At 39.0% G+C, this 12880-nt stretch carries 16 protein-coding genes; 3 read left to right on the forward strand and 13 right to left on the reverse strand.

Features of this window, described 5'->3' with window-relative positions; all coding sequences use genetic code 11:
* Positions 1–59 precede the first annotated feature (59 nt).
* Together MKZ14_RS13370 and MKZ14_RS13375 are read right to left on the reverse strand one after the other, a co-directional pair.
* Positions 60–815: an SDR family NAD(P)-dependent oxidoreductase gene (locus MKZ14_RS13370; protein WP_258859956.1), complete on the reverse strand. Its 756-nt coding sequence runs from the start codon at positions 813–815 to the stop codon at positions 60–62.
* 8 nt (positions 816–823) lie between these two features.
* Complete coding sequence (locus tag MKZ14_RS13375) at positions 824–1813, reverse strand: MBL fold metallo-hydrolase (RefSeq protein ID WP_176408510.1); 990 nt, start codon at positions 1811–1813, stop codon at positions 824–826.
* 347 nt (positions 1814–2160) lie between these two features.
* Here MKZ14_RS13375 and proC point away from each other — a divergent pair, with 347 nt between their 5' ends.
* Together proC and namA are read left to right on the forward strand one after the other, a co-directional pair.
* Positions 2161–2964 carry a pyrroline-5-carboxylate reductase gene (gene proC / locus MKZ14_RS13380; protein WP_258859954.1) on the forward strand — a complete coding sequence of 268 codons (804 nt, stop codon included), beginning with the start codon at positions 2161–2163 and terminating at the stop codon, positions 2962–2964.
* 48 nt (positions 2965–3012) lie between these two features.
* Positions 3013–4023, forward strand: a complete 1011-nt coding sequence (gene namA / locus MKZ14_RS13385; RefSeq protein ID WP_258859953.1) for an NADPH dehydrogenase NamA — start codon at positions 3013–3015, stop codon at positions 4021–4023.
* A 49-nt stretch (positions 4024–4072) separates the two neighbouring features.
* Here namA and MKZ14_RS13390 read toward each other — a convergent pair whose 3' ends face one another.
* From MKZ14_RS13390 to MKZ14_RS13400, 3 genes are all read right to left on the reverse strand, one after another.
* Complete coding sequence (locus MKZ14_RS13390) at positions 4073–4351, reverse strand: DUF1450 domain-containing protein (protein ID WP_312125338.1); 279 nt, start codon at positions 4349–4351, stop codon at positions 4073–4075.
* A 111-nt stretch (positions 4352–4462) separates the two neighbouring features.
* Positions 4463–4936: a LysR substrate-binding domain-containing protein gene (locus MKZ14_RS13395; protein WP_312125423.1), complete on the reverse strand. Its 474-nt coding sequence runs from the start codon at positions 4934–4936 to the stop codon at positions 4463–4465.
* Complete coding sequence (locus MKZ14_RS13400) at positions 4890–5345, reverse strand: LysR family transcriptional regulator (RefSeq protein ID WP_339280087.1); 456 nt, start codon at positions 5343–5345, stop codon at positions 4890–4892. The genes MKZ14_RS13395 and MKZ14_RS13400 overlap by 47 nt, the downstream gene beginning before the upstream one ends.
* Before the next feature lie 121 nt (positions 5346–5466).
* On the opposite strand from MKZ14_RS13400, the gene MKZ14_RS13405 reads away from it, so the two are divergent.
* Positions 5467–6492: a DUF2332 domain-containing protein gene (locus tag MKZ14_RS13405; protein WP_312125342.1), complete on the forward strand. Its 1026-nt coding sequence runs from the start codon at positions 5467–5469 to the stop codon at positions 6490–6492.
* Positions 6493–6551: 59 nt separating this feature from the next.
* Here the strand turns inward: MKZ14_RS13405 and MKZ14_RS13410 are convergent, their stop codons facing one another.
* From MKZ14_RS13410 to MKZ14_RS13445, 8 genes are all read right to left on the reverse strand, one after another.
* The gene (locus tag MKZ14_RS13410) at positions 6552–7118 is read right to left on the reverse strand and encodes an NADPH-dependent FMN reductase (RefSeq protein ID WP_036077399.1); all 567 of its coding nucleotides are present in this window, start codon (positions 7116–7118) and stop codon (positions 6552–6554) included.
* A gap of 13 nt (positions 7119–7131) precedes the next feature.
* Entirely contained in the window at positions 7132–8187 is a 1056-nt protein-coding gene (locus MKZ14_RS13415; protein WP_036077471.1) for an LLM class flavin-dependent oxidoreductase, read from the reverse strand.
* Positions 8188–8203: 16 nt separating this feature from the next.
* Positions 8204–9145: a ring-cleaving dioxygenase gene (locus MKZ14_RS13420; protein WP_066036259.1), complete on the reverse strand. Its 942-nt coding sequence runs from the start codon at positions 9143–9145 to the stop codon at positions 8204–8206.
* Positions 9146–9203: 58 nt separating this feature from the next.
* Positions 9204–9647 carry a MarR family transcriptional regulator gene (locus MKZ14_RS13425; protein ID WP_339280088.1) on the reverse strand — a complete coding sequence of 148 codons (444 nt, stop codon included), beginning with the start codon at positions 9645–9647 and terminating at the stop codon, positions 9204–9206.
* 99 nt (positions 9648–9746) lie between these two features.
* Complete coding sequence (gene cdaS, locus MKZ14_RS13430; protein WP_339280090.1) at positions 9747–10367, reverse strand: sporulation-specific diadenylate cyclase CdaS; 621 nt, start codon at positions 10365–10367, stop codon at positions 9747–9749.
* 90 nt (positions 10368–10457) lie between these two features.
* Positions 10458–11837, reverse strand: coding sequence for an MDR family MFS transporter (locus tag MKZ14_RS13435; protein WP_339280091.1), 1380 nt, complete (start codon positions 11835–11837; stop codon positions 10458–10460).
* Positions 11838–11918: 81 nt separating this feature from the next.
* Positions 11919–12500, reverse strand: a complete 582-nt coding sequence (locus tag MKZ14_RS13440) for a TetR/AcrR family transcriptional regulator (protein ID WP_333005169.1) — start codon at positions 12498–12500, stop codon at positions 11919–11921.
* Between the two features lie 114 nt (positions 12501–12614).
* A complete protein-coding gene (locus tag MKZ14_RS13445; protein ID WP_009370265.1) occupies positions 12615–12845 on the reverse strand; it encodes a hypothetical protein in 231 nt (76 codons plus the stop codon).
* Positions 12846–12880 lie beyond the last annotated feature (35 nt).

The following is a 12880-nucleotide window of genomic DNA, read 5'->3' on the forward strand; positions in this document are numbered from 1 at the left end:
CGTATGTATAAATATGAAAAAAAACCGTAGACATGCCCTTGAAGCATGTTTACAGTTTGCTATTTCTTATGAAAAAATGATTTGCCCAACCATTCTATGGTCGCTGGGGCTAATGCATACAATTTACTCGATAATCCCATAATTCTAGGCAGATTCATCTCACGAACAGGACGATCAATCGTTTTCACTGTCTCTTGTGCTACTTCCTCCGCTGACAATAAAAAGCGCCCTAAGGATTCTCGGTAGCCACTTGTATCATTGGCTTTATCTAAAAATGGTGTATCAATGGGACCAGGATGGATGGCTGTCACTTTTACATTGTATGGAGCCAATTCCATACGCAATCCATTGGTAAAACCGACAATAGCATGTTTCGTCGCAGCATAGACACTCGCTTTTGGTGTGGCCACCTTCCCAGCCTGAGAACCAATGAATATTAAATGACCCTGTTTGCGCTCTATCATCTTAGAGGCTAATCGTTTGGCAAGATAAATCGGTACACTAACATTTAATTCGATCATTTGCGCAATATCCTCATCCTGTAAAGCAGGGGCTATAGCAAACTTTCCTACACCTGCTGAAAGAATCGCTACATCAATCGGTGGTAGTTGGGCACAAACATTATCAAGTGTATGTAGATTGGTTAAATCTGCTTGGATCACTTGAGCACCTAAACGCTCTAGCACCTTTAGTGCAACGGCATTGCGACCTGTGGCATAAACGGTATGCCCTTGAGCTACTAATAATTCAGTTATTTTTAAGCCAACCCCACTTGTAGCTCCTGTCACAAAGATCGTTTTGTTAGGATGTTTCATGTATAAACCTACTTCCTTTGAAATAAATAGATACCTGCTTCTGTCTTCGTTGACGTAATATACTCATTGGCCTCTAGATAATCTAAATGACCAAGTGTTTTAGATAAAGTTAAACCAAGCTGATGCTGGAAGATAGCCGGATACAAGCGTTTTGTTACTTGTACAACTGTTAATTGATCATCGCCTAACAATTCAAAAACCTTCATTGATTGTTGGTGCTGTCGCTCTAATCGTTTATCAATTAACGACGGAATATCCTCTAGCTCTGCTCCATGCCCTGTGTGCATCATTTTGACAGGTAATTGACGTAGAATTTCTAGGGATGCATTATATTGTAGTAAAGATTTTGTACGTCCTACAGTACGATCCAATGGTGGCTCTATTAATGGATTGGGCGTTATTTTTTCAAGCAATAAATCTCCACCAATCACATGATGAGTTTTTTCATCCCAAAAAATGAAATGACTTTGTGCGTGACCTAATGTTTCGATTGCCTTTAATCCTGGATGCCCAGGCACTTCATCTCCATCTGCCAAAATTTGCGTTAATGGGCGTTCCCCTACAAGCTCCAATTCACGACGAACATGGACACTTTTTGTAATATATTCTTGTGGTACTCCATGCTCCAATAAACGTTCACTGTAAAATTGTTCATGATAGCGTAAAAAGTCTTCATCGTGACGAAGCCATTTGTCATTATAGGCATGCCCTAAAATTTCTGCATGTGGAAAAGCATCGACCCATCCCGCATGATCTGGATGATGATGGGTTAACACAACCTGTTCAATATCATGCATGTCAAAGCCTGCTGCTCGAATCCCCCATTTTAAAGCATCATAGGCTTCCATTGTTTTTGGACCAACATCAAAAATGCTAAGTGCATCGCCTTTTACAATAAATGCATTGACATCTCCTACTGCATAGGGTGTTGGTATTTCTATTTTGTATATAGACAAAGTTGTTTCCCCCTTTTCACGCACTTGTGAATACTGATTCATTCTATTTTACAAGTTTTTTCTGTTTTCGTCATCCTCCTGTTGACAGGTTGCCTATTCCTCACTATAATTTTGAATAATCTAATTATTTCTGTGCGTTGAAGAAGACGAGTACGTAACTGGTGAAGGTGTTAGAGAGTGTTACATTTGCTGAGAGTAACATCACCCGCTCCCATTACCGAACCTACTTCTGAGCAGTTATGCAAACATAACCGTTTCCCTTGCGATAAGAGGGCTAAGAGTTGTGCCAACAATTGGCAAACAAAGGTGGTACCGCGGAAACGAGAGCGTTTTCGTCCTTCTAGATAAGGACGAGAGCGCTTTTTTATTTTGAACTGGAGGTATTGTTCATGAAAAAAATTTTATTTATCGGTGCAGGCTCAATGGCGGAAGCATTGATGCAAGGCTGGATTAAACAAAAGGTGTTTACACCACAGGAAATTTATGTCACCAATCGCTCTGACAAAGAACGCTTACATTTCTTGCATGAAACATATGGTGTCCATTGTGTGTTTGATCATGCGATTTTTCAACAGGCAGATCTGGTTATTTTAGCAATGAAGCCGAAAGATGCTATTGCTGCTATGTGTGATTTAAAGCCTAAACTTACAGCGCACACGGCTGTATTATCTATTTTAGCTGGCATTGCGATTGATACGATCACAGAATTTTTAGGGAGTCGGCCAGTAGCAAGGGTGATGCCGAATACTTCCGCTACAATCGGTATGTCAGCAAGTGGCATTGCATTCAATAACGAGGTAGCTGCAGACCAGCGTATCCTTTTCCTCCAGTTATTAGAGGCTGTTGGCTCCGTTATTGAAGTCGATGAGGATCAGTTACATGCTGTCACAGCCCTTTCAGGTAGCGGCCCTGCTTATATCTATTATTTAATGGAAGCTTTTGAACGAGTAGGGACGAAGGTAGGCTTATCGAAAGATACGGTGCGCTTGCTAATGACTCAAACACTTGCGGGGACAGCTGAGATGCTCAAACAGTCATTAGATGAACCAGATGTCTTACGCAAAAAGGTGACGAGTCCTGGTGGCACGACGGAGGCAGGGATACAGGCATTAGAGCAATATCAATTTAATGAAGCCATCGAAGCTTGCATTAAAGAAGCCGAGGCACGATCTCGTTCACTTGCAAATGGGTAGCATTATGTGCAAAATAGAGTGTATCACTAGGAATTAGGAGGCTTTATTTTGAGTAAATTATTCGAACCATATACTTTGCAATCTATCACCTTAAAAAACCGTGTTGTGATGGCGCCGATGTGCATGTACTCAGCACAAGACGATGGCATGGTGACACCCTTTCATTTCGTCCATTATGCCACACGTGCAGCTGGTCAAGTAGGCTTAATCATTTTAGAGGCTACTGGTGTTGTACCAGAAGGTCGTATCTCAAATAAGGATTTAGGGATTTGGGATGATGCACATATCGAAGGATTAAGTCAATTAGTTGAAGGGATGAAAGCGTACGGCGCTAAAACAGGCATCCAGCTTGCACATGCTGGTCGCAAAGCAACAGTGGACGGTGAAATTTTTGCTCCATCAGCTATTGCCTTTAGTTCAGACTATAAAACCCCAACAGAAATGACGGAAGAGGACATTCACTATGTCATCGAGGCATTTAAACAAGCAGCTGTTCGAGCTGCAAAGGCTGGCTTTGATGTACTAGAAATTCATGGCGCACATGGCTATTTAATTAGCGAGTTTTTATCACCTGCTACGAATAAACGTCAAGATCAATATGGGGGCTCACAGGAAAATCGATATCGCATTCTACGTCAAGTCATCGATGCTGTTCGCAGTGTATGGGACGGTCCTTTATTGGTACGTGTCTCTGCGGAAGATTATGCGGAAGATGGTACAACAATGGATGACTTTATTGTTTTTAGCCGCTGGATGAAATCTCAGGGTGTTGATTTAGTTGATGTGTCAACAGGGGGCGTTGTACCAGCAGCCATCAATGTCTTTCCAGGCTATCAGGTACCACATGCAGAAGCGATTAAGCATGGGGCTGATCTACCTACTGGTGCAGTTGGTCTGATTACAACAGCCATTCAAGCCGAAGAGATACTCCAAAATAATCGTGCAGATTTAATATTCTTAGCGCGTGTTTTATTACGAGACCCTTACTGGGCACTACATGCAGCTAAAGAGCTTGGAGAAGACGTGCAGCCTCCCGTACAATACGTTCGTGGTTGGTAATTTCATTTCCATCAAAAAACAGCTTGTGATCCAGCAAGCTGTTTTTTCATTAGAAAAGTGGATTTTGTTTTAATTCTTCATCAATAGCCTGTACCAATGTCTCTGCGTCATCTGCTGTCACAACTTCTCCATTTACTATGGCAAAAATACCTTGCTCACAGATTTCACAATGGGATGTACAACCAGACTCCTCTATCTCAATATCATCCCGTTCTATTAATACATCATACGCATCCGCCGCACCAAGTGATAAATTAGTGATACAAAACTCCACTCTATTTTTTAGCTGCTGTGGTTCTTTCTTTTTTTTAAAAAGAGAAAATACCATGTTTATTACCCCCTACTCTCTAAAAACGATCATACCATAATTCGATAAACTCTATGAAAACCCTTACACAGAACACCATCATTTCATTATCATTTTTGACCATCTTGTGAATTATAAATAATTTCTAGTTTGTAATAAATCTACTAATCCATCTGGTACTTGTGTAGATTCCTTATAAAACAAGTATACGGGTACACTCGGTAATGGGAAATCTTCAAAAGGAACTATATTAAATCGGCCCTCCATGCGTTCTTTTCTTACAATCATACGAGGTAAAAACGACAACCCTAAACCATCCTTTATTAGCCTTTTCACCACATAGGATTGAGAAATGGATACTTGCTTCGTTAAAACATATTTTTCTCGTAATTTACGTAATAGCTCTCCCCAAATTGTTGGATGATGGTGCGTAAATAAAGTATACGTTTGAAATAACTCCTCATAATCAATATACGTGCCTGTTTCATCATCATAGGCATCAAGGGGAATTACGAACTCTAATGGGCTATCGATCAGCAGTTCTTGATGCCAATATCGATTAACGTGTTGGTAATAATGAAATGCCCATATGAGCTTGATCCTGATTGACTAAATCCTCTATTTTAGCTGAATCCTCTACTAAAATGGAGATCTCAATTGAAGGGTTATCATTGATAAATTGATAAATCACATGAGGCAGAATCGTTTCAACCATTAACGGGGTCATAGCAATCATGACCTTTTCTTGAATACCTTTACTTGCTAATCGAATCCGTTCAATGCTTAGTTCCCACTGTTTGACCATTTCCTGTGCCTCTACTTGAAAAAGCCTTCCAGTGTCTGTTAATTGCACACGATTTTTTTCACGCTTAAATAATTGTACATGTAGAAATTCCTCTAACTGCTGAATATGAACCGTTATACTTGGCTGGGATAAATGAAGTTGTTCCGCTGCTGTACGAAAATTACAGGTCTGGGCTGCGACGATAAAAGACTGTAACCATTTATATTCCAAAACCTCACCTCATTGATTAATAATCTTAATTAAATTTATTAAATATATTTAATTTACTAAATTATACAATAATAATAGACTAATGATGAACTAGATTATGTATGCAAAAGGAGCGAAGCATATGCAGCACACGATATTAAGTCGTCAATTTCAGATGTTTGCACAACAGGAATGTCAAGGCTCAAGCCCGCTGTATGAACATTTAGCAAATAAAATTGCCGATGATGAAGATTTGTTAGATATTGCCTCCTTGATCCCACAGGGTCAGCCTGCGCCCAATTTATTGTTGGCAGCAGTTCATTATTTATTAGCTACATCCAATGATCCTTTGACAAATTATTATGCATCTTTAACACCTTTCCCGCATCCAATACAGGAGGTGTTCCCTATTTTTAAAGCATTTGTACTGTCACATACAAATGAATTAACGACATTGTTTCAAGAAAAGCTTGTACAAACAAATGAAATTCGCCGTTGTGCGTATCTCTACCCAATGATGACTGAAATCTATGCCAAACATCAACAACCATTGGCTTTCATTGAAATAGGCGCAAGTGCAGGTCTTCAGCTTGGTATGGATCACTACAATTATTGCTATAACCAACACGTAGCGATTACTAATACTAAGAATGATATCGTGTTGATCTCAGAAAATCGTGGTGAAACATTGCCTGCCTCTTTGTCAAAGCCTCCTGTTGTTTGGCAGAGAATAGGAATCGATTTACACCCAATTGATCTTGGTAATAAAGAAGAAAGTCAATGGCTTCAAGCGTTAATTTGGCCTGAACATCATGAACGTAGAATGTTATTCAATCAGGCTCTTCCCATCATCAATCAATTAGATATTCAGTTGGTAAAAGGGGATGCGATTCAACTGATTAAAGAGCTCAGTCGAACAATAGAGCAAGAGGCGATGTTAGTGATTTATCATACACATGTCGCAAATCAAATACCAATTGAATTACGTCATACATTAATAGAGCAATTAAAAGAAATTAGCCTAGAGCGACCTCTTTATCATTGCTATAACAATTTATTTGATACAAAACTTCATCAAGATTTTATAGATCAAGGCACTATAGAATCCATTCGTACAATGGCGCGTCCAGATGGGCATGCACGATGGTTTGAATGGTCAAATAGCTAGCCTTGACATAAAAAGAAACGCTGTGTCAGACTACTTCACAGCGTTTCTTCTATTAATCTTTAAAAATCATATTCAGCATCTTTTTTGGCTCGAATTTCTGCAAAAGCCTCTGTAACCATCACGGTATCCTCCGCTAACCGTTCTAAACGAAAAAGGACATCATCATTGACAATTTCTTTTCGTAAAAAATCCTTTTCTTCTATAAATACATAGGTCGGTACGATGTGCGCTTTCATATAAGCAAGGATCGGCTTTAGTTGCTGTTCCACCATTAAATAATGCTTGGATGTACCCGCTGTAACAATAACACTGACGACTTTATCGCGGAAGGCATTGACAGGTAAAAGGTCAAAGATGTTTTTTAATGTAGCTGGTATAGATGCTTGGAATGTTGGCGTCCCAAGAACGATTGCATCTGCAGCCATAAGGGTTTCCGTCACATATTTTGTATCGCCTTCATATTCAAAGTAATTACGTCCATCACTAAAAACTAGCTGATAGTCAGCAAGATCTAGTAATGTTACTTCATGCTGTGGGTATTTTTCTTGTAACATCTCGACCATTTTTTGCGTAGCTGTTCTTGTTTTTGAGCCGACAATAGAACCCGCAAGCGCGACAATTTTCATAATGAGCCACTCCTTATTTTGCTGTGTGTTTTTTTATCGCTGGAATTATATCATTACCAATGATTTCAATATTTTTCATCAATTTTTCGAATGGTACGCCACCAAAATCGATTTGTGCCATAAAGCGTTGCATGCCATATAGTTCGTATTGATAAAGTAGTTTTTCAATAATTTGCTCTTTACTGCCCACCATTAAAGCATCACGTGTATCAGGCGCTTGTGCAAACTGTTGCTTTGGATAGCCCCCACCACGAATAGCTTGGAAACCACCGTTTAAATGTGGATACATGCCCTGCAATGCCTCTTTTGTTGTGTCTGCTACATAAAACAAGCTTGTTGTGGCAATAGGTAATTCATTTGGGTCAAAGCCTTTGCGCTCTGCCGCTTCGCGATAGGCATCCACAGATGGTTTAAAGTTGATAGCAGGGCCACCTAATGTTGTAAGCATCATCGGAATGCCCATATATCCTGCTTTAATGGCGCTGGCAGGTGGTCCACCCACCGCACGCCATATTGGCAACGAGCCGTTTTTTGGCTGCGGTAAAATTTGTGCATGGTGGAGAGGTGCTCTAAATTGCCCTTCCCAAGTCACAAGCTCCTCGTCATTGATTTTCATAAGAAGCTCTAATTTTTCCTCAAAGATTTCTTCATAATCTTGTAAATCAACACCTAGTAAGTGATAGGCACCGACACGGGAGCCACGTCCCGCTACAATTTCTGCACGACCATCTGATAATAAATCAATTGTGGCAAAATCCTCATATACTCGTACAGGGTCTGAAACACTTAATACCGTTGCTGAGCTAGACAATTTAATAGTCGAAGTTGCTTGTGCAATAGCACCTAACACGACCGTATGTGCCTGTGTTGTAAAATAAGATTGATGACTTTCACCTATGCCGAATACATCAATCCCAGCTTGCTCCGCTAATTGACTTGCCTCAACTAGCTCTTTTAGTCGCTGCTGAGCAGAAATACGCTCGCCAGTTAGTGGATTAGGGATATGATCACCTAAAGAGTACAGCCCAAATTCGAGCCCTTTTGTTTGATCTATACGATATTTTTCCATCATGTGCTATCTCTCCTTATTCTAGTGGTTCTAAAATGGCTTCAATTTCTGAACGTCTCTCTTCTAAAAATGGCGGGAGGTCTAACTCTTTGCCAAGTTCTTCGACTGCTGAATCTACCGTAAACCCTGGCCCATCTGTCGCCATTTCAAATAAAATACCGTTACGATCTCTAAAATATAGACTTTGGAAATAATAACGATCAACCACACCAGTACTATCCAATCCAAGCTCCTTAATTTTGGTATCCCATTGCTGTAATTCTTCAACGGTTGCAACACGTAACGCAAGATGGTGAATACTGCCTTTACCAGGTTTCTCGCTTGGTCCTTCTAATTCTTTGACAACAATCTCGCCAAGCACTTCCCCTTCTATCGATTGTAGGACCGTTTCTTTGTCCTTTTCTGCAATAACTGTATAGTGAAATAAATCTTGTAATAAATTGACCGTTCTTGATAAATATCGCACAGTGATTTCAATAGTCCCCATGCCTAAAATACGATGTTCCTGCGGTATATCATTTCCATCCCATGGTTGCCATTGAGCAGGCGTTTCTTGTCCTTGGTGGTTTAACAATACCATCCGTAAACCTTCATGATCTTCAAAAAATAAAGCCTCTTTGCCTGCATAAGTAGTGATTTCGCTATGTTCTACCTCTAGCTGCTGAAAGCGTTCTTTCCAATATAGTAGGCTTTCGAAGCTAGGTACAAGTAAGCCAATACGTGTAATAGCATTCGTCCCTCGCACTGTACGTCCTGCAACAGGCATTTCAAAAAATGTTAATTCTGTACCTGCTGCTCCTGTTAAGTCTCCATAAAATAAGTGATACATGGAAGGTGAGTCTTGATTCACCGTTTTTTTCACACGTCGTAACCCTAAAATAGTTGTGTAGAAATGATTATTCTGTTTACCATTTTTCGTTAGCATTGATATATGATGGTGTCCGCTTAATTTGTTCATCATAATTGTTCCTCCTCATTATTTTCACTTGACTAAGCAAGTGATTTCACAAAAAAAATTACACGGGCGGCAATTTTTTTTCTCGGCTATGTTTTTCAAGCTTTGTCATCGCAATATATAAAGATTTAATTTCTTCAGCTGATAATACTTCTTCAAAAAACGAAGACTGGAAGTGAAGTTGACTAGGTGTTGCTGCGTCAATCATTTGCTCCCCTTTTGATGTCAATGAGATGGTTTTCGTCTTCCAATTTTGTTTACGCTCGATTAGTCCCTCTTTTTCTAGTCGGGCAAGCATGCGAGACATGCCACCTTGTGTTACAGTAACTTTTTCTGCTAGTTGACATTGTGTAATCGGGGCATATGTTTTGATTTGGATTAACACATCAAATTGAGCTGTCGTTAAGTCGAAACGCTTTAAAAATTCATTCGATAATTGATTACTTTGCGTTGTAAAACGCATCATACGAATCCACGTTAGGGTACCTAATGTATGATTTCTCATGACTTCATCCTCCCTTCAGTTATCACTTTACCACGCAAGTGACACTTCCGCAAGAAAAATATCTTGAATTCGAGATATTTTTCCACATAGGGAGACTCCCTATATAATGCCAGGTGTTGTAACAGGATATAAATTCCCTTTAAGAGCAAAAGATATTCTACCCGTTTCTTCTGATACAACCATTATCAGTGCATCACTTACTTCACTCAATCCCAGCGCAGCACGATGTCTTGTACCTAATTTCTTTTCCCCTGTATAACGCTCTGATAATGGCAGTACATTTGCTGCTGACTCAATTTGATTTTGATTGACAAGTACTGCGCCATCGTGAAGTGGATTACCAGGGAAGAAAATTGATTCTAATAAAGAATGGGTTAAATCTGCCCCAATATGAATACCAGGCTGAATCAGATTCTCTAAAGTATCCTGTCGTTGGATGACAATTAAACCACCATGTCTTCTCAAAGACATATTTTGCACACTGTGTGATAGCTCTGGATACTTTTCAGTAAACGGGGAAAGATAACAATTTAAATAGAACGTTGCAGCTTTCATTTCAATTGTCATAAACTTCTCTTTAATTTTCTCAAAATTACCGAGGAGACAATTTGCATCTGTATCCATTTCCTGCACACTGTGCTGTAAGGACAGGATCACTTCGAGAAGCTCATCTTTTAAAGTTTCTTTCATTGGTGAAAAATCACAATTTGTTGGATTCACAAAAAGCACCTCTCTTTTTTAAAATTGTGAAGCCTCTTCTTCTTTTAGTTTCTCTACATAGGTTATTTTTATGCATATTAGAAAAGAAGGTTATCGAGTTGGTTGTTCCTTCTTTACATACAAAGACAATAGTAGTCCAATGCTACTTAAAATCGTTGTGGCAATAAAAGCAGTTCGAATACCATTTAGCATCGCATCAGCTACTCCTAACTCATGTTGTAAAGTAGTCACAGTACTCATGATGGTTACAAGTAAGGCCGTTACTAATGCACCTCCAACCATACGCAATGTACTGTTCATCGCTGTTGCATGGGCCATTAAATGTGTAGGTAACGCATTCATGCCAGCCGTTGTTAGGGGCATCATAATCATTGAAATCCCAAATGAAATCATCGTAAACACCCCTGCCAGTAGCAAAAGGTTCGTATTCATTGATATCACTGTAAGCAGACTTGTTCCAATAAAAATACATGTGAATCCTACTAGTGCTAAGCCCTTTCCTCCAACTTTATCGAAAATCTTCCCTGTCACTGGAGACATAAAGCCCATCACTAGAGCACCAATTAATAAAACTAATCCTGTTTCAAGTGCAGAAAGTTGACGCACGTTTTGAATATAAAAGGTTAATAGTATTTGTGTACCAATCATAATGGCATAGACCAAACTTGATAAGAAGGTTGTGATAGAGAACATAGTAGATTGAAAGACACGAAATTCAAGCATGGGTTTGGGTAATCGTAGCTGTCGCCTAATAAATAAAGCTAACATCGTCCCACCCATCCCTAATGTGACACCAACCTGCATTGACTGGAAGCCTGCTGTTCCTGCAATACTAAAACCATATAACAAACCTCCCCACCCTAATGAAGAGAACACGATTGAAAGAGCATCTAGCTTTCCCTCTTTTGTAGTCGTTACATTTTTCATAAAAATCGTCGCTACTGTTAACACAATGACCGAAACAGGTAGGACAGTAAAAAATAAATGTCGCCATGTAAGGTGTTCTAAAATCCAGCCAGATAAAGTTGGGCCAACTGCTGGCGCAAAACCTGTTACAAGACCCGCTAGCCCCATAATCGAACCCCGTTTTTCTTTTGGATACATCGTTAATAAAATCGTTTGCATTAACGGCATAATCACCCCTGCTCCAGCTGCTTGAATAATTCTTGCGAGAAGCAAAATTGTAAAAGTTGGTGCAAAGGCACCTAAAAATGTACCGATACTAAATAACGTGAGGGCAACGATTAGCAGCAATCGATTTGAAAAACGACCGATTAGAAATGCTGTAATGGGGATGAGAATTCCATTCGTCAATAAATAAACCGTCGTGAGCCATTGTGCTAAGTTAGCATGAATCTTAAAATCTTCCATAATGGGCGGCATAGCTATGAGTAATAAAGTCTGGTTGAGAATAGACACAAATGCTGCAGATAGTAAAATTGCTACTATAACATTTCTTTTTTCCTTCATGTTTGAATCCCCTTTAATTTGTTAGTTAGTTATAACTAACATTTTATTTAAAAAATATATGAAAGCTTTGTGGGTAGAGCATTAAATACAGACTCCACCCACAAAAGTAGCTACTAAATGATCAACAAAACTTTCCTTTTGGTTTTTTAAAAAATGATCATCCCAAAATGCATTGGATACAAAGAAACCGAAAAGGCTCGTTAAAAAAACAGTGGCCTGCCCATTTGTATCAATATCCTTCATCTTTCTCTGTTGGATTTGGACTTGAAAATAACCTTCCAATAATTTTAGTAATTGTTTGGTTTGGCTATCCGAAATAAGCTCCATTACTCCTGGTAGTATACTTCTATCTTGTGTAGTAATGAGAAATGTTGCTTTATTTTTTTCCATAAAAGCTAGATAAGCGTTAGCAATTTGCTGTAAGTCATTCACTAGATTTCCTGATAAATCTCGAGCAAATAACTGTTCAAAGTATGGAATATAAGAATGTCTATCTAGCACAGCTTGTAGAATCCCCATTTTTGTTTCAAAATGACGAAAAACAGTCATTTCACTCACTCCAGCAGTTAAAGCAATGTCTTTCACAGAGACATTGGAGTAGCCCCTTTCAGTCATTAAGCTTGTTGCAGCAGCAAGAATTTTATCCTTTGTATCTTTTTTCATTTTACACGTCCTCTAAATGTTAGTTATGACTAACAAAAATATAGAGGATTGAACCCAATTTGTCAAAAAAAATGTGTTGTTATTAGAACATCCTCTAATAACAACACTTGTGAGTTACATATGCCCTGCTCGAATTTTCTTTACGATGCTGAAAGTCGTGTAGGCAGCAGCGGGTGCTAATACGACAATAAAAATAATCCACACAGTTAAATTATTTGTTGCTTTTAATGTTTCATAATTTGTCATGACAAAAATAATTAGACCGAATAATAGTAAATAGCTCAGCACATTGGGAAAAATGACGATTAATCGTAATAATGCTGGCGGCATCTTTTGTTGATTCATTTAAACCACACCCCTTTTTTCAATTATACGGGAAT

Origin of the sequence: Lysinibacillus sp. FSL P2-0066 (assembly GCF_037969495.1) — a bacterium.
Classification (GTDB): Bacteria; Bacillota; Bacilli; order Bacillales_A; family Planococcaceae; genus Lysinibacillus; species Lysinibacillus boronitolerans.

Bases quoted from the DNA above. Each gene is read 5' to 3' on its own strand.
- MKZ14_RS13370 (WP_258859956.1), bottom strand. From the start codon at position 815: ATGAAACATCCTAACAAAACGATCTTTGTGACAGGAGCTACAAGTGGG.
- MKZ14_RS13375 (WP_176408510.1), bottom strand. From the start codon at position 1,813: ATGAATCAGTATTCACAAGTGCGTGAAAAGGGGGAAACAACTTTGTCT.
- proC (WP_258859954.1), top strand. From the start codon at position 2,161: ATGAAAAAAATTTTATTTATCGGTGCAGGCTCAATGGCGGAAGCATTG.
- MKZ14_RS13390 (WP_312125338.1), bottom strand. From the start codon at position 4,351: ATGGTATTTTCTCTTTTTAAAAAAAAGAAAGAACCACAGCAGCTAAAA.
- MKZ14_RS13405 (WP_312125342.1), top strand. From the start codon at position 5,467: ATGCAGCACACGATATTAAGTCGTCAATTTCAGATGTTTGCACAACAG.
- MKZ14_RS13410 (WP_036077399.1), bottom strand. From the start codon at position 7,118: ATGAAAATTGTCGCGCTTGCGGGTTCTATTGTCGGCTCAAAAACAAGA.
- MKZ14_RS13415 (WP_036077471.1), bottom strand. From the start codon at position 8,187: ATGGAAAAATATCGTATAGATCAAACAAAAGGGCTCGAATTTGGGCTG.
- MKZ14_RS13420 (WP_066036259.1), bottom strand. From the start codon at position 9,145: ATGAACAAATTAAGCGGACACCATCATATATCAATGCTAACGAAAAAT.
- MKZ14_RS13425 (WP_339280088.1), bottom strand. From the start codon at position 9,647: ATGAGAAATCATACATTAGGTACCCTAACGTGGATTCGTATGATGCGT.
- MKZ14_RS13435 (WP_339280091.1), bottom strand. From the start codon at position 11,837: ATGAAGGAAAAAAGAAATGTTATAGTAGCAATTTTACTATCTGCAGCA.
- MKZ14_RS13440 (WP_333005169.1), bottom strand. From the start codon at position 12,500: ATGAAAAAAGATACAAAGGATAAAATTCTTGCTGCTGCAACAAGCTTA.
- MKZ14_RS13445 (WP_009370265.1), bottom strand. From the start codon at position 12,845: ATGAATCAACAAAAGATGCCGCCAGCATTATTACGATTAATCGTCATT.